The sequence below is a fragment of the Nitrospira sp. Nam74 genome (genome assembly GCF_965152615.1).
Genome location: NZ_OZ224220.1, coordinates 5,080,847 through 5,101,251, shown reverse-complemented (window position 1 = coordinate 5,101,251; position 20,405 = coordinate 5,080,847). Strand labels below are relative to the sequence as shown.

The window sequence follows — 20,405 nt, the reverse complement described above, 5'->3', positions numbered from 1 at the left end:
TTCAGTCTATGTATGTGCTTCCACGCGCCGGACCCGTTCTCTATCCTGTGTGGCGTGCGGGTATGCTCGTGACCTACGGCCTCCTTACCATCCTCTCTCTCGCCGCGATGAGCGGATGCTCCCAACCATCAGAAGACTCTCCGATTCTTGCGATCGTGAACGGGAAACCGATTACTCAAAGCGAATTCGACTATCGCTGGTCTGAATTGTCCGACGCCGCGCGTGCCCGGTATGACCGCCAAGGGGGAAAAAAGAAATTCCTGGACGATCTCATCTCCCGCGAGGTGCTGTTGCAAGAAGCGCGACGTCAGGGCCTGGACCAGAGTCTTGTTTTACGAGAGCGCATGGAGCGGGTGAAGGAACAACTGATCCTGGATGAGCTGATGAAGGATGCTGCTTCCCAGCCGGTGCACATTTCGGACGCTGAGTTGGACGCCTATTATCAATCCCATGACGATATGTTGCTGTCGGCACGCCAGATCCGTGGGGCTCACATCGTCATGGGCAATCTCTTCCAAGCCAAAGACTTGAAGCACCAGATTGGCCAAGGCTGGAACTTTGCCAAGCTCGCCCAACGTTATTCACTCGATGAGAAAACGAAAGCGGACGGCGGCGAATTCAACTTTACCCGGAAGGGCGTCCTCGATCCTGCGATTGAACAGTTCCTGTTGACGCAAAAACCGGGGGCCGTCAGTGACCCGGTCGAAACGACCGCCGGGTTCCATTTGGTCAAAGTGATCAGCCGCAACCCGGATGAAGCGAAACATATCGAGGCCGTTCGCCAACAACTCAAGCGCGAGCTGTACGCGGAAAAGCGTCGAAAACAAGTAGAGGAGGTGCTGGCCAAGTTACGATCGTCGGCGACGATTCGTATGGCGGCCAGCTCCGAACTGCTGACGCAGGATGTCGGATCTCTGGCCGGCCGCACTCCGTAGTGTTTGGCCGATCCCCCGCTCATCTGTTATACGACTCACCGCCGTTTCGTCGTCTACATCAATGAATTTGTCGCCTTTACATGGCATACAGCCTCGTTTCCCCCTTCCAGCGTCCGGTCACCGCGGACTGTTCTGTGGTCTGATTATGGCTGCAGTTCTGGGGTTCGCTGAGCTCTCCATCGCTTCAGTGACCGATCGCATCGTTGCCGTCGTCAATACCGAATTGATTATGTTATCCGAGCTCAAGGCGGAGGTGGCGACCGAGGAGCAGCGCCTGCAGCAAATTTACCGCGGGGCAGAATTGCAACGGCGGCTTCGCCAGGTGGAATACATGGGGCTGACCCGAATGATCGAGCGGAAACTCCAATTGCAAACGGCCAAGACTAAAGGCGTTGAGGTCGCAGACGATGAAGTGCAGCGGGCAGCCTTGGAACTGAAGCGGCAGGGTGAGAAGATCGATGAGAGCAATCCTGCCGATAAAAGGAACATCAAGGAACAACTCCTGTTGATGCGGGTGGTGGACCGAGAAGTTCGAAGCGGCGTCATGGTGACCGAGTCGGAAATCCAACGCTATTATGAAAGCCACCAAACTCGGTTTCTCATGCCCGACGAATATCGCATTAGCCAGATTCTTATTCTCCGCAAACCGCGCGAAACCGCCGAGGAGACCGGTGAACGCGCAATGTCCATCTACTCGAGCTTGAAGCGGGGTGCCGATTTCGCTGAGCTGGCACTGAAACATTCAGATGGCCCTGAAGCCACGAAAGGCGGCAATATCGGCTTTGTTCGACAAGGTGAGCTCTTGCCCCAGATCGAGCGGGCATTGTCTGCCTTAGCGCTGGGGCAGGTGACAGAGCCGATCGAGACCAGTGACGGATGGCACATTATTAAGCTCGACGAAAAGCGCCTGCCACAGTATCGACCCTTTGCAGAGGTCAAGACTGAGATTCAAACGTTGGTGTTTCAGCAGAAGACTGAAGACGTCTACCAGGCGTGGCTGGGCGACCTGAAAAATAAAGCGTTCATCGAGGTGAAGTTCTAAGAAGAAGCTCTGAGCCGTCAGCTCTCAAAGCAAGGCGAGATTGTAAGTGCACTGCTGAACCGCTGGCGACAACTATGTTCTTGCCAGCGCACTTCTGATCGCTCCCCACAGGGCATCAGTCCCCTCGCGCGTGAGGGACGAATGGGCAATCACGGGGTCATCATCCAACAGTTGGAATCTCTCTTGAAGCACCGCCAGACAATTTCGGCGTTCATTCCCTTTCAGTTTATCCATTTTCGTCAATACGATGATCGGGCGATGCCCTAACCCTTTCAACCATTGATAGGCCGCCTCGTCCTGAGGTTGTGTGACACGGGCATCCACCAACAGGAGCACGGCGCGAAGGGTCGTCTGACTCGCGAGATATTGGTTAATCAACGAGCCCCACTCCTCCCGCATCGTCTTTGCCACTTTGGCATAGCCATAGCCCGGTAGGTCGACGAGATAGAAGTGGCGCAACAAGGGATCGGAAGTGGAGATCCTAAAATAATTCAGCAGACGCGTCTTCCCCGGCGTACGACTCACCTTGGCAAGTCCCTTGCGGTTCAGCAGCGTATTAATGAGCGAGGACTTGCCGACATTGGACCGGCCGACACAGGCCAATTCGAGCAGCCCATCGTTCGGACACTGGTCGAAGTTAGCGCAACTTTTTACGAACTCTGCAGCGGTGATTTTCATTTCAACAATATGCAACTATGCGTGACATAGAAGTACTCAGCCAGCCGATCGCCGATAGTGTGTAGCGTATCGAGTATCATCGGACTCATGCGCAAGTCAAATACGCAACGCCGGTTCGCACGCACAATGTTGGGGCTCATCATAGTGATCGGGCTCCCACTGGCCGGCATAGCCTTCTATTGGATGTGGACCCTTCCTGACGTGTCCGTCTTGGCGCACACCAATCCCACTACGACCGCACTCATGCAAAGCTGGCAGGATAAACATGCCCGCGCGATGAACCCCAAATGGATGTGGATGCCGCTGTCGAAGATTTCTCCATATCTACAGCGTGCAGTCATCGTGGCCGAGGATGCGGCATTCTTTCAGCACGAGGGCTTTGACTGGGAAGGCATCAGACATGCCGCGGTCAAGGATCTCGAAGCCGGCACGTTCAAAAGAGGAGGCAGTACTATCACGCAACAACTGGCTAAAAATCTGTATCTGTCTACCGATAAAACGGTGCTACGAAAAGCCAAAGAGGCACTCATCACTCGCCAACTGGAACATCAGCTTACAAAGAAGCGGATCCTCGAGCTGTATTTAAACGTGGTTGAATGGGGCCAGGGGATCTACGGGGCGGAGGCAGCAGCCCGGCATCACTTCGGCAAATCCGCATTCGATCTGACACCGGCAGAAGCCGCGCTTCTCGCCGCGATTCTCCCGGCCCCGACACACTACGACCCGCTACGCGCGACCCGCTATCTTTCAGTCCGTCAACAACAAATTCTGCGGTGGATGGACAAACGTTACTCTCGATCTCGTTCCGCGAGTTCTCACTGAGCCCGTCCGACAGAACGCTGCTTCCGGATGAGGCAAAAAAACCTTGCGATGATCGAACACGCGGGGTATTAAAGGTTGAGCCCGACTGTTGAAATAAGGCCAAACCAGGGAGCAGCAAGGACCCGTTACAGAGTTTCTACAGGAAGAGCGGTAAGCTAGATGACAAAGGAGAACAAGGATGGATTGGTTGTTGTTGATGATCGCCGGCGTGTTCGAAATTATCTGGGCCACTGGATTGAAATATACGGAGGGCTTTACACGACTTTGGCCAAGTGTGGGCACGCTCGCCGCTATGGCGATCAGCATGATCTTGCTGGCTCAAGCTTTAAGGACAATTCCCGTAGGAACCGGTTATGCCATATGGACGGGGATTGGGGCGGCAGGAACGGCTATCATGGGCATTGCTCTGTTTGGCGAATCCCGCCACATGGTCCGGCTGATGTGCATCGCGCTCATCGTGAGCGGCATTGTCGGGTTAAAAGTCAGCTCCGAATCATAGGAGCCAGCTCCAAAGATTTCCAAAGAGTGAGAATCCCAGCCGCCTGTTTAAGGCGGCCTAATAACTCACCCACGTTCAGGAGGGACGCGGCCTGCTACCGAGGTTCATCCTTATCACCGACTTCCGTATATTGGTGCTCACCGAAAATCGCCGACTCGTGGCTATAGTGCTTGAACTCAAGGAGATTATGCGAGGGATCTTCGAGGAAAAAGGTCCGGTGCTCAATCCGTGTGCCGGCATAGCGGAGGCGAGGCTGCTGATAGAACGTGAGCGCCTTGGCCTTGGCACGATCAGCTATTGATTGCCATTCTTGCTCAGATGTAAAGATCAGCCCAAAGTGGCGCGGATAAATTCCCTTCTGTTTTTCCAATGGCTGACTGGACAACTGCGCGACGATCTGATGCCCCCCTAATTGCAAGGTCATCGCCGAATCCGATTCTCGCCCGAGGGTACAGCCCAATCCGTCGACATAAAACCGTTTCGCCGCGATCAGATCGTGGACAGGAAATGCCAGGTGAAACAGAATAGAGCCCGTCACGTCGCCTGCTCCTTAAACGTTGGACGTTTCACTTCTCCTCACCTGATAATAATACCCATAGCACCAGGTCAGCATGGCGTGTCAAGAATTTTTACAGATCGCCCATTTGTCCACCGTTAATTTATAACCTAGCGGAATCATGTTAGTATATTGATACTTCCCGCGCTGCTACATCTTCAGTTCACGACGTCACTGTAAAAAGATCTTACACTTTAGTCGTACGACTTTAGTCTGTCGTAAGGGAAACCATGTACTTACGACCTGGCAATGCTATTGCGTACACATCGCATTGTAATTCAACGTGATTGTACATTTTTGTTCTATCTAATTTGAAGGCCACCATGAAGACCGAGCAATTCGCCTCATACATTTCTCGACGTGAAATAGGACTTATCATGAAACATCGGCTGCGACTTATCACCGTTAATCTTTGTCTGCTTCTAGCGGGGGGTCTCGAGACGACTTTGGCCGCGCCGGCTGCCGGTGGAGTTTCAACGGCGGCCATAGTATTTCACGTGGACTCACCCTGGCTGAGATTGACGTCCACTCACTCACCTAGACTTACGGATGTAAGTGGAGGGATCGGAGGGACCTCAGGACAATTCAGTGGTTTTGATTTAGATGCTATTCGACTCCCCACGTCATCGGCCGGACCCGACCCTCGGCCGGCGCATTCCCTGAATTAAGCGTGTTCAATCTCTCCCCGGCCGGAACACAATTCACAGCGGGGACCCAGAGGGCGCCCCTGAATTCAGCCCTTTTGGGGTCGTGGGATAGCAGCATCAACAATTCGGTTCCCACACGAGACGTGTTCCATGGGAATGCCACCACAGAGCTAACCGGCAATGGGTTCATCGGCCAAGGCAACTCGGGAATGGTGAGCTTCCACCACATCAGTACCGACGCTACAACAGGACTTTTCCACTACGTGGGGGAGGTTGGTAATGAGGAAGTGTTGACCACACGTCTCATAGTGTTGGGGCAGCCCAGTTTTTCAAGACCGGCTACCTTGCTTCTTCTTGTTTCCGTCGTCGGGGGGTTCGCAGTTTGGCGACGGACAAAGAAGAATTAACGGCGTACAGGTTCTATGGGAAGAGGAACCAAAAGGACTGCGCTGTTTACGCTTTATCGAAAGCAATCTGAAACGACTGGCCGACCAACCCCGTTCCAATAACCGGCTGCCATGCGGCCTGTGACATGCTGAATGGCGAGACGTCCGCCTCCGGAAAGGACGAGTGCGCCAGCCTCGCCCTGAACACGCCGCACCAATTTTTCTAGGACAATCTTTGTCGCTTTTTCTGGACCAGCACCTGCAGCTAGTCGATCGATGATCTCCTTGGCCACTGCCAGTCTGATAATGCTTTCGCCGATCCCGGTCATCGAGACGGCTCCTGCCTCGTTATCGGCATAGACACCGCATCCAATCAGGGGCGTGTCTCCGACACGCCCGGGCAGCATGATGGCAATGCCTCCCGTCGAGGCCCCTGCGCTGACTGTGCCTTGTTCATCCAGAGCGACGGCTCCCACTGTCTCGAGACCGGTGCTTCGAAGACGATACAGGCGTTTGAACAGCGACACTGTCTTCTTCTCGTCGGGCTGTCCCTGATCGATTGTGCGCACTGCGGGGCGTTTCGTGGAACGTGACTGAGGTTCTAATAGAAAATGGCGTGCAAAGCGTGATGCCGGCGGGCCGACCAACAGAACATGATTGGTTTCCTCCAGCACCAGCCGTGCGGCCGCAATAGGATGGCGAATCCCTTCGATGGCGGCGACCGCACCGGCTTTCAATTCGCGTCCCTCCATAATGGCGGCATCCATTCGACGAACCCCGTCTAATTGAAGCCGAGACCCGACGCCGGCATTAAAGAGACCTGATGCTTCAAGCAACCGGATCGCCGATTCCACCGCTGTGATGGCCGGACCGCTCGACGTTAAAACTTCAAAACCGGTCTGCAGCGCCTCCATAAGGCAGCCTCGTTGCGCTGCGCTCATCGCTCGCGACCCGGCGCCCCCATGCACTGCGATAATAGGGCGTGATCGTTTCAAGATAGATGACGTCCATATAAAGCATCACGAATAGCCATACGAACCTCTTTCTTGTGCTTCTCCAGCACCAACCGTGCCAAGACATCCACTTCCTGAGCAAGGCCGTAACCGACAGAAAATGGGCTGCCGCGTGGTCTCACGGCGACGTTGGAGATTTTCAGAAGGGGAGAACGGTGTCCGGACAGGGCGCCGTCTCGGCCGCGATGGAGCATGCAGGATGCTGCCGTAGCATTTTTCACATTCTACACGCTAGTTCAACAGAAGATCTTTGGCTTTGCGGTACGCAGGATTCTGCATGCGCTCGAGATCAGTCCGTACAAAACCAAGGCCGGTCACGCACAGTTCGAAGTTATCGGACAGCTTGCGGAACAAAGGAGACCGTTCGTCCGCCTCGCTCTCGTGAAATTGTGCCACCATGCCATACGACCGTTTACCGGTCTTCACATAGTCGATCAAAAAATCTTTGTGATAGATGAGCCCAGCCGTCTTGAGCCGCTTCAAGTACTCTGGGAAGAGGCCGGCCATGAAGAGGGTAAAATCGCCAATGTGCCGGTGCACTTCACGTTCACGCTCAAGTGACTGGGCTTGCAGCAATACTTCGGATTGATAGAGCAGATCGACCACGGTATCGACCTGCCGGCCCTCTTGATTGCGGACTTTATAGAGATGGTCAATGTGGGTGAATTCGACAAGGAGGTTTGACACATACTGAGCAATGTTCAGGTCGGGCCAGCCCAGTTTCTCAGCAAAGCTCCGTTCAGTCAGCGTGGTAAACAACCGGCGCAACGGATGATGGTCAGGGACCTCAGACTCCATAGTCGCCTCCCTTTGCATTCAGTATGCCATCGACTTTGGGGGCTGGCAAGTTATGCGTTATCCGTATCTCTTCTATGTCCCTCTTCGGATTCAGCGCGTGAAACTTGACTCTTTCTGACGAAGTCAGCACGGCTGTCCAAGAGAAACGTGACGGGACCGTCATTCTCGAGCGATACACGCATATGCGCCCCAAATCGCCCGGTTTCCACCCGTAGGCCGCAATCCCGCACAAGGCCCACGACACGTTCATACAGTGTGCGAGCCTGTGCAGGCGGCGCGGCACGGTCGAAGCCAGGTCGGCGTCCTTTGGTCGTATCTCCCAACAACGTGAACTGCGACACGATCAGGAGCGCACCCCGATTGTCGACAATTGACCGGTTCATCTTACCGTCGGCGTCACTAAAAACCCGTAGCCCGATCAACTTGTCCGCGATATATTCTACGTCGCCCTCACTGTCTTCCTTCGCTACACCCAATAAGACGAGCAAGCCGGCATCGATGCGCCCAATCACGGTGCCGTCCACCTCAACCGAGGCTCGGGTGACTCTTTGGATCACGGCCTTCATAGTCTGGTAGCAATCAGCCTTCAGCATAAACAACGATTCTGCTCCTTCGCTGACCGCTGATTGCTGACGGCTACTTTAATTGCGCCAAGGTTCCTTCCAATTGGAGCAGCTTGCGCTTCACCGGTAATCCGCCTGTGAAGCCTCCCAGTGAGCCATCGCTCGTGATCACGCGGTGACACGGCACGACAATCGGAACCGGATTTGCCCCTAAGGCATGGCCAACGGCTCGAGCATATTGCGCTCCTCCGACACGCTCGGCGACCCAACGATAGGACCGCACGCGTCCATAGGGAATCCGTAGGATGGTGCGCCAGACTTGACGTTGAAATGGCGTGCCGCTGGAGAGATCGAGACCAAAATTAAGCTCCTGCCGTCGATTCTCAAGAAACTCCAGCAGTTGGCTTTGTGCCTCGTGCACAACCTCCGCACTGGCCTTTTCCGCTGCTGGACTCTGCTTCGTCTGGTCCTTAGCGTCGAGCAGTTCGTCATGCACCGCTTGCCGCGAGAGCTTGGGAAGCACGATGCTGTGAACACCACGCTCAGATGCGCCAATGCCCATCCAACCCCATCGGGTCTGAAAAATACTGATCGCAGACACTCTATCGACTCCTATTTATTTTTGAAGACGCGCCGCAATTTCCCTTTGACGATGCCCACCAGCATGTCGAGTTCGTCGGACTGCAGTAACGCATGTACACCGACATATCCCGCTATGCTTAATCCTATTCCGACAAAAAGCATGATGGCCTTGGATACCCATTCTCCTTGACTTGACCATACGTGTAACCCGGCCACCCACACGCATGTGATAACCACTGGGATCGACGCCATGAGCACACGACCTGCCGATCTTCCAATCGAGGCCCAATCGACCCCGCCAAGCCGCCGATTGAGGACCGCCACCAATATGGTGACGTTCAGCATACCGGCCAATGCCGTGGCGAGCGCCAACCCGGCGTGGCGAAGCGACTCCATCAATACCAACGAAAAGACGAGGTTCGCCAGCACAGCGCCAATGGCCGTAAAAGCCGGTGTACGCGTGTCCTGCATGGAGTAAAAGGCCGCCACAATAATTCGCATCCCGGCAAAGGCCCAGAGGCCGACTGCATAGCACAGCACGGCCAGCGCGGTCCCGGTCGTATCGGCGGCCGTAAACGTGCCGTGCTCGAAGAATAGGTGCACGATCGGCGTGCGAAGCAGAATGAGGCCGAGCATGGCAGGGACGATGATAAAGATGATCATCCGCAGGCCAAATCCCAGCGTGCCTCGTAACTCATCCAAAGCGCCGCGGGAGGCTTGCGCGGAAAGGGCCGGCAAAATCGCCGTCGCGAGCGCCACCCCGAAAATACCAAGAGGAAATTGGATGAGGCGCATCCCATAAAACAGATAGGTTGGCCCACCGGCAAAAAAAGAGGCCAGAATCGTGCTGACCGTGATGTTGACCTGCGTCACCGAGAGCCCGAGCAACGACGGCAGGATCAACTGGCTCACGCGTTTCACACCGGGATGCAACGGCTCAAAGCGAAAGGCCATCAGCATCCCGCGCGTCCGGAGACCCGGTAGCTGCATGGCAAACTGCGCGGCGCCTCCGGCCACCACGCCGATGGCCACCCCATAGATCGGCTCATTCAAAAGCGGCGACACAAACATGGCGAAGCCGATAATGACAATATTGAAGAAGACCGGGGACAAGGCCGGAGCTGCAAATGCACGAAGCGAATTGAGGATGCCCATCGCCAGCGCGGCCAAGCTGATGAAGATTAGATAGGGAAACATGATTTGGGTCAGCAGCGTGGTGAGCGCTAACTTGGACGGATCATCATGAAATCCCGGCGCCAACAACCATACGATTCCGGGAGCCGCGATCATGCCGAGCAACATTATCAGCGTGACGATGGTCAGCAATGTCGTGAACATGGCGCTGGCGAGTTCCCACGCTTCGCGCTTCGTGCGACGCGTATGGTATTCGGTGAAGACCGGAATGAAGGCCGCCGACATGGAACCTTCGGCAAACAGTTCCCGAAGCAGGTTGGGGACCCGATAGGCAACGAAGAAGGCGTCGGCGGAGGCCGTCGCGCCGAACAGTCGTGCCAGCACCATGTCCCGGATAAAACCGAGAATACGGCTGGAGAACGTGGCCGCGCCGATCAAGCCCGCGGCTTTGGCAATAGAGTGGTTATCGTCTTTCGTAGAAACGGAGGCTTGTGTGGGAGCGGCGGAATCCGGCATTGGGGCGCGATTCTAGCCGGAACGGTATTGAATATCCACTGTGCCGTCACCTCATCAATGATCTCATATGAGCCAAGACCCGGCTGAGTTCAATGTGGTAGCATGAATGTCTTCGCCCGTTTCATGGAGGAATGTATGAGTGATCATCGCGACGCAGACCGGCGCATGTCGGGATCAGGATTCAAGCATGAGGCGCAACAATCACGGACGGCCTCGGATGCCAAGGATCCGCTGGTGTTGATTGATGATTGTCTGGCAGAGATGGCGGACGGCGATCCTCGGCAAAAGATTCTGTACAAGCTCCGTCATCTCGTGCTGCAGCAGGGCGCGGGCTCTCAGCAGCGTGAGGCCGAGCTTAAAAAACTCAGCGAAGTCGTCTCCAAGCTCACGGCGCCAGCCAATCGTATCGGCACCTTGTTAGAGATTCCGGCTGAGGGGCTCGCTCGGATCGTCGTCGGGGGAGCCGAATACTATACGAATGTCGATCCCCGCGTGGCCACGGGCGATCTAAAAATCGGCACGCAGGTGCTCGTCAATGAAGCGTATGCCGTCATTAAAACGCTTGGCTATGATCCAAACGGGCCTGTCCTCAAACTCAGCGAGCCGCTTCCCGACGGGCGCTTGCGTTTCGAGCAGGAGCCGGGTCGACAAGTGCTGATTCTTCAGCGATCGAGCGATCTTGCCGGCGTCGAACTAAAAGCCGGCGATGAGGTGCGGATCGATCCCAGCCATCGCATTGCCATCGAACGTCTCGAATCGAAGAAGGCCGACGCGCACCTGCTCGATGAAGTGCCGTCGGTCACGTGGGACCAGATCGGCGGCCAGAAGGCGGCAATCGAGGCGATCCGCAAGGCGATCGAATACCCTCTGCTCCACGCGGAGACCTTCTCGCGGTACCAATTCACCCAGCCGAAGGGCTTTCTTCTCTATGGTCCTCCGGGTTGCGGCAAGACGATGATCGGGCAAGCCACGGCCGGGAGTCTGGCCAAGCTGGTCAGTGACTCGAGTGACGGATCAGACAATCGCCCCAAGGTTACCGGTGGCGTCTTTCTCCATGTCAAAGGCCCAGAGATCCTCAACATGTGGCTGGGCGAGTCTGAACGCATGGTTCGCGATCTCTTCGATCAGGCCCGGGCTCGACGCAAAGCCGGCGCCTTGCCGTTCATCTTTATCGACGAAGCCGAATCCATCCTCGGCACCCGGCGCGCCATGCGATCCTTCAATATCTCCAACACGCTCGTGCCGATGTTGTGCTCCGAGATGGATGGCATCGAATCACTCCGTGATGTCGTGATCATCCTCGCCTCAAATCGACCGGATCTCATCGATCCAGCTGTGTTGCGTCCGGGACGCATTGATCGCAAAATCAAAGTCAGTCGACCGGACCGCGACGCGGCCGCCGACATCTTGACCGTTTATCTGTCCCCCGACCTGCCACTGGATGAGTCGCTGCTGATGGCTCATCATGGCGATGCAGCGGCGGCCTGTCGGGCCATCATCGCCCAAGCCGTTGATACCCTGTTTCGCCGAGTGGACGAAAACCGCCTCTTGGCCGTCCGTCTACGGAGCGGACAGAACAAGACCCTGTACCGCAGCGATCTCATCAGTGGGGCCATTCTTGCGTCCATCGTGCAGAGAGCGAAGGAGCAGGCCATCGAACGGTCGATTCAGCAAAAAGACAAGGCTTCAGGAGCGGGGTTGACGGCGGAGGACATGCTGACTTCGATCGATCGGGAGTTTCGCGAAGGGGAAATGTTGCCGCCGGACGATGCTGCAGAGGAATGGCTGAAGCTGCTGGATCATCACCCCGAACAGGTCGTCGGTGTGTCGTCCTATCGCCGCGGGCGGATCAGCGAAGAGCGACTCGTGGGACAGATTATATAACCGTCCGAAAGTCGTAATGTCTGAATATCATCAAATCGTGTTGGGACTTTTGGACGTTATGACGCGAAGATTTTATGACGATTCGTTTATTCGGCCTTGAAACGGAATACGGGATCACGCGGGAGGATCTGGCATCGGTGGACCCGGTAGTGGAGTCCATGGAACTGGTGCGCGCCCATCTCGCCGCAGCCTTCGAGCGGACGTGGGACTATAGCGGCGAAGATCCTCGTGAAGATGCGCGTGGCTTCCGAGCCGCGCAGCTTCAGCAAGACCGTGAGGAAGACGAGTTTGCCAAGCTCGATGCACACCGCCCATTTTCTTTCCATGAGATGAAAAGCGATCTCGTTCTTCCGAACGGCGCGCGCTTTTACAATGACCATACGCATCCGGAATATTCTACACCCGAATGCCGCAGCCTCATCGATGTGGTCACCCATGACAGGGCCGGTGAGCGAATTGTGCAGCGCGCTGCAGAACGACGCAATCAGGCTCTAGGCGGCCCGCACGTTCAACTCTACAAGAACAACACTGATTTTCACGGACACAGCTATGGCTGCCACGACAACTATCTCGTGTCCCGCTCCATACCGTTTTCCGAGATCAGTGCCGGGCTACTGCCGTTCCTAGTGAGTCGTCAAATCATCGCGGGGGCCGGCAAGGTGGGTATCGAGGGCCAAGAACAGGGGTTCCAGCCGGGTGTATATCAACTGTCCCAGCGCGCAGACTTCGTGGAAACCGAGCTGAGTGTCGACACGATGCACAATCGGCCAATCGTGAACACGCGCGACGAACCCCATGCGGATCGGTCGAAGTATCGCCGCCTCCATCTCATCGTGGGCGATGCCAACATGTGTGAATATGCCACGGCCTTGAAGATCGGGACGACCCGGTTAGTCCTGGACTTAATCGCACGTGGAGACGCTCCTTTCATAGAACTCGAGGATCCGGTCGCGGCGATTAAATCGATTGCCCGCGATCCTGAACTCAAACAGGTCGTGCGGCGCACATCAGGTGGATCGGTATCCGGGCTTGATCTTCAGGCAGAGTATTATCAAGCCGCAAAAACAGCGCTCGCCGGCCAGGACGAAGAAACCGACTGGATCTTGCGGGAATGGGGCGAGACCCTCGCGCTGCTGGCCGTCGATCGCTTTCAGCTCGTGGGCCGTCTGGATTGGGTGACCAAATGGTGGCTGCTGGACACCTTCGTACGAGAGGAGCGGCTTGGGTGGAATGATCCCTGGCTGGCAAGCCTTGACTTGGAATATCATAATGTGGATCCCGAGCGAGGACTTTTTGGGGGCCTGGAAGCGGAGGGCAAGACCGTCCGGATCACCAAGCCTGAGGCGGTCACCGCAGCGATGTCGGGTGGCCCATCCGATACCCGTGGAGGCATTCGAGGACAATGCATCCGCCGCTTTCCCGATGAGATCAAATCGGTCCAGTGGGAACACGTGCAATTCAAAGGCGGGCTCATGCCGAAAACGCTCGACCTGAGTGATCTGTTCGAGCCGGATGCCGTACGCACACTCTCCAGCATTCTTGAGACAGCCGACTCGCCGACAGAGGCGATCACGTTGTGGACTCAACGAAAGGTGAAACAATGAACCGTATCGCAACTCTAGAACGGAAAGAACGGCCATTCGATCCGATGCCGAAACCGACGAGTCCCTCTGAGGAGGGCGGCGGCCCCAAACGCCCAGACGCGGGATCGCCGGATAAGGACAGCTTGATGAAACGGATGAAAAAAGTGGATCCGAAACAGGCGGAACGGTATAGACAACGGACTGGGCAATAAGAGGTTCGGATAGGTCTGGGTGTGTCGCAGAGCGCGCATGATCAGAATGTGCTCGCTCGATGCGAGCAGTGAGGACAACCCAACCACCCAGACCTGTAACTACCGCGTCTGTTTCGGTATGGGAAGGGGAGAAGAAAAGATGGGGATGGAAGGGGATTTTCTGCAGTTACTGAAGGAGCGCGGGTACGAATTCTCCGCACCGTCTTCCACTGGGGAGGGACCTGGTGTGGGAGCGGCGGAGATTACGAAGGGAACAACCATCCTGGCGATGAAGTATCGAGATGGGGTCTTAGTGGCGGGTGATCGCCGCGCCACCGCCGGGAATATGGTGATGTACGATCGCACGGACAAGGTCCTGGAACTCGACCGGCACAGCGTCCTGGCGATTGCGGGTGTTCCGGCGACCGCCTATGAGATGGTTCGCATCCTCGAACATTCCTTTAAGTACTACCGGCGGACGCAACTGCAAGATCTCAGCTTCGAAGGAAAGCTCCGCGCCGTCGCGAAGCTTCTCAAGGAGAACGTGGCGGCCGCGCTCGCCGGTACCGGCGCTGTCGTGCCGGTCTTTGCCGGGTATGATTTCGAGCAAGGGTCGGCCAAGATTTATTTCTACGACATTCTCGGCGCGGAATTCGAGGGCGTCGAATACGCCGTATCCGGATCGGGCTCCCCCACCATCCGGGGCATCCTCCATTACCTCAATACATGGAGCGATCGTCCGCTCAGTGCGCTCCCTGAGGAAGACGCGATCATCCAAGCGTTGCGGCTTTTGACATCGGCCGCCGAATTCGATTCTGCGACAGGGGGTGTGAATCGCGACTCCAATCTGTACCCTATCGTCAAACTGATCACGGAGCATGGCGTTCAGGTGACGCCGGCGCGACGGTTGCAATCATTGTTTGAAGCCAAGGTGGCGCGTCATGTTTGAAGAACCCTATCGCTGGGTCGAAGCAATCGGCAATCGACGCCAGTATCTCGATGAACAGTTTCAGCAGGGCAGCCCGGTGGTGGCTCTCTCGTATGCCGACGGGATTTTGCTGCTCACCGTCAGTCGAGGCACGCCGAAACTGTACGAGATTTACGATCGAATTGGACTGGGCGGCATGGGCCATCCCGCCGATCTCGAGAAGTTGCGCTTTAATCTCTTAGAGATGGCGCATGTCGAGGGATTTAATCGATCGCCCTCCGACGTAACAGGATCTCGAATGGTCAAGTATGGATTGGCGCCCGTCATCAAGCAGGCGTTCGAAGAAGTGTACAAGGCGCCTTTTATCGTCAAGATCTTGCTGGCTGAACTAGGGACCAAGCCCGAACGAGATGGATTTTTGACGATCAACTACGACGGCACCTTCGAAGAGACGAAGGGATGCGCCGCCATAACATCGACACCCGCGATCCAGTCGGCCGTCGTTGATTCTCTGCGGCAGAACCCGGAGCTTGCCTCCGCTGCGTTGGGCTCAGCGGTTGAAGCCGCCTTGCGCGCGTGGTCATTGGGGTCGCTTGCTCAGGGCAAGGCCACGGAAGATCAAGAGGATCCCAAAGACAGCGGGGACGCTTCGTCGACGATTTCCCCTGACGCGACGGCGCTCGAAGACCACCTTCGAAAAACACTGGCCGAGAAGACCATCGAATGCGCCGTCTTGGAGCGAGCCGCGGCAGGCTCATCGAAGTACCGAGCGATAACACGTGATGAATTGAAAAATCTCACGCCGAGTTTTCTTAACATATAACCGAACAGAGAGAGGCGGCTCAAACACGATCAATTGCACCCGCCCTCAGATGGGCCAAGACGCGCCCCTTCCCAAGCAACAAGCCCGTAGGCCCGGCGATGGGGCGGCTCATTTTGAGATCGGATTCGTGAACCACCAAACTTTGTACACGGGATGATACTCAAAAAGGTTTTCCAATGCGGCCGCAGAGGAGCAACAACCGGAGACGTACCCTCCGGGGGCCGTTGAGCCTTGGTTCGACCTGAGAACAAAGGTCGAGTTAGAGGTCGCGTCTCGGCCGCGCCACGGTAGGGCGGGTGTCATCAGGACTTTTTCCGCATCACAAACTATGTTGAATAAGATCTTTGGCTTAGAAACCGAATACGGCCTCCTGATCAATCAAGATCGTCCCGAGCATTCGCCATCGTGGGTCGCGCATCGACTTCGGGATTATATCTTCCAAGTGCAACAACGCGGCGTTCTGGATCTGCATCATCGAGGACACGACGAACCACCGGGAAACGGTGGATTCCTGACCAATGCCGGTCGAATCTATTTGGACATGGGACATCTGGAATTCGCCTCCCCCGAGTGTGGGACGTTGGCCGATCTCATCGCCTCGGATCTGGCCGGTGACCGGATCCTGCAAACGGCCCTCCAAGACCTCGGGCTCACCGACACCGTGTCTTTGATCAAAAACAATATCGATCATGAGACGGACGCGACATTCGGTTCACATGAAAATTACCTTGTGTCGCGACAGTTTCCCTTTTCACGACGAGGCCTCAACCAACTGATTCCTCACTTGGTCACTCGACAGATCTTTACCGGATCGGGACGGATTGGCAGCGCCAGTACGCTCGATGGATGGGTGCATCGGGGGCCACTGATCGTGCATCGGCCTGCGCTCCATAACGACCCGGACGCACTGCCCTTCCAAATTTCGCAGCGAGCCGATCATATCGTGAATGACTTCTTTGAGTGGGTCCAGCAGAATCGCGCTATCGTCAACACACGAGATGAGCCCTTGGCGGACCCGAACCAGTTTCGCCGAATCCATTTGTTGCTCGGTGATTCTAATATGGCCGAAGTCGCCACGGCATTGAAGATCGGCACGACGTCGCTGGTGCTGCAGCTTATTGAGGAAGGCCATCACCCTACAGGGTTGGAAATCCAAGAGCCGGTCGAGGCGCTTCAGGACATATCCCACGACCAGGAACGCACGTGGCTGGTGAGCCTGGAGTCTGGCAAGACAATCTCGGCAATCGATGTACAGGAGCAGTATCTTAAGGCCGCCCAGAAGCATTGCGCCGGGCAGGATGAGGAAACCGATTGGGTGCTGGGGCAGTGGGAATCTGTGCTGAACGATTTGCGTGGGGACTATACCACGCTCGTCGGGCGCGTCGATTGGGCGTCGAAATTGTGGTTACTGGAATCATTTCGAGAAGCCGAGCGGGTGGACTGGAGCGATCCTATCCTGAAAAGCCTGGACTTGGAGTACCACAACTTGGATCCGAACAAAGGCCTTTATGCGGGGTTAGTGGAGGAAGGTCGCGTCCCACGTGTGACGACCGACACGGCAATCGAATTGGCTCAGCAGCATCCACCTCGAAATACCCGCGCGTTCGGTAGAGGACAAGTCGTCCGCCACTTGCTGACTCGAGGGCCAGCAGAGGTCACCGAGGAGGAGGACGTCGCCGCACGCTTCTTTCCCGCCTATGTCATTAACTGGTCAGCTCTTCAGTTACGAGGCCGCTCGCCGTTCCTCATGCCGGATCCATTTAAGACGTACGTGAGAGAAGTGAAGCACTATGTCGATGCGGCGGAATAATGCACCGGAACCCGAAGCGTCCGAAAGACGGATTGTTCCGTGACAGACAATTATTCTCCTGTCGTAACGTATTCACAATACAGCCATTGAAGCTGTCTAGCGCTTCTGATTTAAACAAAACGTTCCGCATCGAGTCTCGGGGTGAGTCTTGCCTTATAAGCCTCGAGGGACTCACGCGGCGCTAGGCCTTTGATTTCATATCGATCTTAAAAACACCGCACGCGAGTCATTAGACCGCGGCCTGGCCTGTGACTTGCGCCTAGGAGCGTTTTTTCGGGGCATTCACAATGAGACGAGACATCGATCCAATAAAGATAATTAAAATCCTGCCGCTCTCGAACAGGCCGGGAGGGCCACCGGGCCGGCCGGGTTCATGGTTAGCGCGTGTGAAACAAGCACTCCGAGCCACAAGAGAGGCCTTCACTCGGGTGCTGACTACTCTGCAGGCTCAAATAGCGCGGGTGCGGCCCACGTCACCATCAGTCTATGAGAGACCGGAATCCTCAGGGCGGCACGAGAATACAGAGGGATCACCTAGCCCGAAGACAATATCTCAATCAAACACTGAACCATCAACTGCTTCCCCAGCTCGCCCGGCGGAAGGCCTTTCCCAGCTTGAGCCCGCTGCACCACGCGCTGTGTCTGTCTGGTTCATTTCGATGCGAGAATCGATCATGGCGGGTTGGCAAGCGCGGCGCCGACGGTTTGACACGATGCGACACAGGTTCGCCGGGAAAGCCCTCCATTATGGAAAAAGAATGCGGCAGACGTGGGGGACACAGGCCGGTTGGCGCAACCAGACGGAGCGGTTGGTGCGACCTCTGACATCTGCGGTCCGCTCTCTCCGACGGCGTCACCAACGTCTAGAGGATGAATTAAGTTCCACCCATTCCATCATCCAAAGTCAGCAACGGGAAATAACTGAGCTGGCCTTTCAGCTTGCCTCTGTCCAGACAGAGATAGCTGCACACGCAAACACCATCGACGAGCTGACGAGGCAATTAAACCTGCTTGAGGCACAAGTCGGGCAATCCCTTCCTGCCACCCATGGCACCACAGGCCAAAGCGGTCCTTCCCCTCAGGGGAGGAGGGGAACTGCGGCGACCAAGAGAAATGGCCCCAATGAACCCGGTGCTCAATCGAGAGCGGAACATTAAGGGGTCAAGATAGTCACAACATCCGGTTTGCCTTAAAGCCTTCTCTTTTAGAACCCTCGCTCCACGATCAAATAAGATTAAATAAAGTGAACAGACAGGACTGGTAACCAGCACACGACATTGTAGTCGCTACCAGTCTGTCTAAGTCCAAGGACAAATCGTCCCAGTTTTCCTTGCTCGCTTTCCCTCTTCCCGGCTGGGAAGCTTTATGAAAACTAACGTCTTTTCACAATAGAAACCTGCCCGGTGAGTGGCGTACTCATTGCATTACCGCAATCGTGGGACTCCGATACCACTATAAGTCAGGAGGCAACCATGATGGCATTCACACGAGAGGAAACGAGGAATAGGTTGAAACATGGGATAGCGTTACTACCGTGCTTGTTGCTAGCGGCGGCCTGTAGCCATACAATACCCGAATATACGGCCAAGCCAGTCCCGCCGCCTCAGTATAGTGCCCCGGCGCCCGGCGCCATTCAAACTCCCATCTCTCAACTTCCCGACTCGGCGCTCCCCGTCACACTGGTGGTTGATCTGACACCTCTGGAGCAGACGTTACAGACCACCATGCCTGAGCGTTTCAGTGAGGCCAGGCATCCCTTGAGAAACGATTACCGATGGGATTTTGTGCGAGATGGAATGCCGCAGGTGTCCATTGAAGACGGATTCGTCACGATTCATACGACGTACACAGGTGATATTGAGGCGAGGACGCTGAGCCGCGGCTGCCGTCTCGACCCTATCTATCCAATCCTCGAGACGACCGGTCAACTCGACTTGCGACAAGAAGGTGAGTTTCTGGTGCTTGGATTAAAGAATCCCCAGACCACGATAGAGCTGAAGCCCGAGAGTGAAAGCAAGTGCAATATGTTCAACATCCCGGTCAAAGACCAGCTGGCTGAGCTCTTCAACCGTGGCGCACTGGTCGAAGATGTGAAGCATGCCGTCGATGAGGGAGGATTCAGAATTCCGTTGCAGCAAGTCTGGACGCGCTTAGAGAGTCCGGTCGCCGTCAACATCGTCAACATCAATACGCAGGCCTGCCTCTATGGGAAGCCCGTCGAAATGGCCGTCGGTACGTTAAAGGGCGATGTCCACAGGACGACCATTCCTATCATGGTGAAAGAAACGCCAACGGCCATGTTTGAGAATTCCTGCGGGAAGCCTTCCAGCAACTCCATGAAAGTGACCTCCGGGACGGCCCTCATGGAGGGGCAGCCGTATAAGGTGCTCGCGTCCGTTGCAGTCCCCTATTCCGTATTGGACCAAGTGCTCCAGGAGAAACTCTTTCACCAACAAATGACCTTCGGCGGCATGATGAAAGATAACGTGGTGATCGATCACGTCAGCGCCTCGGACTCGGCAGGCAGAGTGCTGATCGCGATTCGGACGGTCGGAGACATCAAGGGTCCCCTCTATTACTGGGGAACACCGAGACTGGAAGGCGGGGGGACCGTGATGACGATTCCCGACCTTCAGATGGCCGCGGAGTCAAAAAAAATGTTGGATGATATTAAGGTCGGATATTGGCAGCTCATCGATCAGCAATTGCGGGAAAAATTGCAGGCTGCCGCCCGGGTGGATCTCACCGACAGGATCGCCCGGATGAAAACCGCCATGACAGGGACGCATAAGAGCGGGGACCTGACGATGGATGTCCGTATGGCGAGGCAGCAACCCCAGCGTGCGTATTCGACGCCGGGGGCGCTCGTGGCCGATATTCTGTTTGAGGGAACGGCCAGCGCGTCGGCGCCGGTGGCAATGGAGACGGCTCCTGCCCCTGGAAAGACACCCACTGAGCCGCCGATTATTTCCCATCGGTCTAGCTCGATGTAAGGGCATCGGCGAGTGTTATGTG

The 20,405-nt window shown here is 55.9% G+C and carries 18 protein-coding genes; 11 read left to right on the top strand and 7 right to left on the bottom strand.

What is annotated here, in order from left to right; genetic code table 11:
• Window positions 1-8: 8 nt before the first annotated feature.
• Together ACWHYZ_RS24065 and ACWHYZ_RS24060 are read left to right on the top strand one after the other, a co-directional pair.
• Window positions 9-935: a foldase protein PrsA gene (locus tag ACWHYZ_RS24065; RefSeq protein ID WP_447985198.1), complete on the top strand. Its 927-nt coding sequence runs from the start codon at window positions 9-11 to the stop codon at window positions 933-935.
• Window positions 904-1,977: a peptidylprolyl isomerase gene (locus ACWHYZ_RS24060; protein WP_447985197.1), complete on the top strand. Its 1,074-nt coding sequence runs from the start codon at window positions 904-906 to the stop codon at window positions 1,975-1,977. The genes ACWHYZ_RS24065 and ACWHYZ_RS24060 overlap by 32 nt, the downstream gene beginning before the upstream one ends.
• 72 nt (window positions 1,978-2,049) lie before the next feature.
• Here the strand turns inward: ACWHYZ_RS24060 and yihA are convergent, their stop codons facing one another.
• Window positions 2,050-2,655 carry a ribosome biogenesis GTP-binding protein YihA/YsxC gene (gene yihA / locus ACWHYZ_RS24055; protein WP_447985196.1) on the bottom strand — a complete coding sequence of 202 codons (606 nt, stop codon included), beginning with the start codon at window positions 2,653-2,655 and terminating at the stop codon, window positions 2,050-2,052.
• Between the two features lie 87 nt (window positions 2,656-2,742).
• Between yihA and mtgA the strand changes: the two genes are divergently transcribed.
• Window positions 2,743-3,477 (top strand): monofunctional biosynthetic peptidoglycan transglycosylase, encoded by a 735-nt coding sequence (gene mtgA / locus ACWHYZ_RS24050; RefSeq protein ID WP_447985195.1) that lies wholly within the window; start codon window positions 2,743-2,745, stop codon window positions 3,475-3,477.
• A 178-nt stretch (window positions 3,478-3,655) separates the two neighbouring features.
• A complete protein-coding gene (gene sugE, locus ACWHYZ_RS24045; protein ID WP_447985194.1) occupies window positions 3,656-3,976 on the top strand; it encodes a quaternary ammonium compound efflux SMR transporter SugE in 321 nt (106 codons plus the stop codon).
• Between the two features lie 94 nt (window positions 3,977-4,070).
• Here sugE and ACWHYZ_RS24040 read toward each other — a convergent pair whose 3' ends face one another.
• From ACWHYZ_RS24040 to murJ, 6 genes are all read right to left on the bottom strand, one after another.
• Window positions 4,071-4,514, bottom strand: a complete 444-nt coding sequence (locus ACWHYZ_RS24040) for a VOC family protein (protein WP_447985193.1) — start codon at window positions 4,512-4,514, stop codon at window positions 4,071-4,073.
• A 1,125-nt stretch (window positions 4,515-5,639) separates the two neighbouring features.
• Window positions 5,640-6,533, bottom strand: a complete 894-nt coding sequence (locus tag ACWHYZ_RS24035) for an isoaspartyl peptidase/L-asparaginase family protein (protein ID WP_447987639.1) — start codon at window positions 6,531-6,533, stop codon at window positions 5,640-5,642.
• 276 nt (window positions 6,534-6,809) lie between these two features.
• A complete protein-coding gene (locus tag ACWHYZ_RS24030; RefSeq protein ID WP_447985192.1) occupies window positions 6,810-7,376 on the bottom strand; it encodes a hypothetical protein in 567 nt (188 codons plus the stop codon).
• A gap of 50 nt (window positions 7,377-7,426) precedes the next feature.
• A complete protein-coding gene (gene dtd, locus ACWHYZ_RS24025) occupies window positions 7,427-7,942 on the bottom strand; it encodes a D-aminoacyl-tRNA deacylase (RefSeq protein WP_447987638.1) in 516 nt (171 codons plus the stop codon).
• Between the two features lie 70 nt (window positions 7,943-8,012).
• Window positions 8,013-8,540 (bottom strand): methylated-DNA--[protein]-cysteine S-methyltransferase, encoded by a 528-nt coding sequence (locus ACWHYZ_RS24020; RefSeq protein WP_447985191.1) that lies wholly within the window; start codon window positions 8,538-8,540, stop codon window positions 8,013-8,015.
• Between the two features lie 11 nt (window positions 8,541-8,551).
• Window positions 8,552-10,171: a murein biosynthesis integral membrane protein MurJ gene (murJ, locus tag ACWHYZ_RS24015; protein WP_447985190.1), complete on the bottom strand. Its 1,620-nt coding sequence runs from the start codon at window positions 10,169-10,171 to the stop codon at window positions 8,552-8,554.
• A gap of 135 nt (window positions 10,172-10,306) precedes the next feature.
• On the opposite strand from murJ, the gene ACWHYZ_RS24010 reads away from it, so the two are divergent.
• The 7 genes from ACWHYZ_RS24010 (at window position 10,307) to ACWHYZ_RS23980 (ending at window position 20,383) form a co-directional block, all read left to right on the top strand.
• The gene (locus tag ACWHYZ_RS24010; RefSeq protein WP_447985189.1) at window positions 10,307-12,055 is read left to right on the top strand and encodes an AAA family ATPase; all 1,749 of its coding nucleotides are present in this window, start codon (window positions 10,307-10,309) and stop codon (window positions 12,053-12,055) included.
• Window positions 12,056-12,129: 74 nt separating this feature from the next.
• On the top strand, window positions 12,130-13,659 hold the full coding sequence (locus tag ACWHYZ_RS24005; protein WP_447985188.1) for a proteasome accessory factor PafA2 family protein: 1,530 nt from the start codon (window positions 12,130-12,132) through the stop codon (window positions 13,657-13,659).
• The gene (locus ACWHYZ_RS24000) at window positions 13,656-13,850 is read left to right on the top strand and encodes a ubiquitin-like protein UBact (RefSeq protein ID WP_447985187.1); all 195 of its coding nucleotides are present in this window, start codon (window positions 13,656-13,658) and stop codon (window positions 13,848-13,850) included. Before ACWHYZ_RS24005 ends, ACWHYZ_RS24000 begins: the two co-directional genes overlap by 4 nt.
• 37 nt (window positions 13,851-13,887) lie before the next feature.
• Window positions 13,888-14,778, top strand: a complete 891-nt coding sequence (locus tag ACWHYZ_RS23995) for a proteasome subunit alpha (protein WP_447985186.1) — start codon at window positions 13,888-13,890, stop codon at window positions 14,776-14,778.
• Window positions 14,771-15,580 carry a 20S proteasome subunit A/B gene (locus ACWHYZ_RS23990; protein ID WP_447985185.1) on the top strand — a complete coding sequence of 270 codons (810 nt, stop codon included), beginning with the start codon at window positions 14,771-14,773 and terminating at the stop codon, window positions 15,578-15,580. The genes ACWHYZ_RS23995 and ACWHYZ_RS23990 overlap by 8 nt, the downstream gene beginning before the upstream one ends.
• Window positions 15,581-15,908: 328 nt before the next feature.
• Entirely contained in the window at window positions 15,909-17,390 is a 1,482-nt protein-coding gene (locus tag ACWHYZ_RS23985; RefSeq protein WP_447985184.1) for a proteasome accessory factor PafA2 family protein, read from the top strand.
• Between the two features lie 1,472 nt (window positions 17,391-18,862).
• Window positions 18,863-20,383, top strand: a complete 1,521-nt coding sequence (locus ACWHYZ_RS23980) for a DUF4403 family protein (RefSeq protein ID WP_447985183.1) — start codon at window positions 18,863-18,865, stop codon at window positions 20,381-20,383.
• Window positions 20,384-20,405 lie beyond the last annotated feature (22 nt).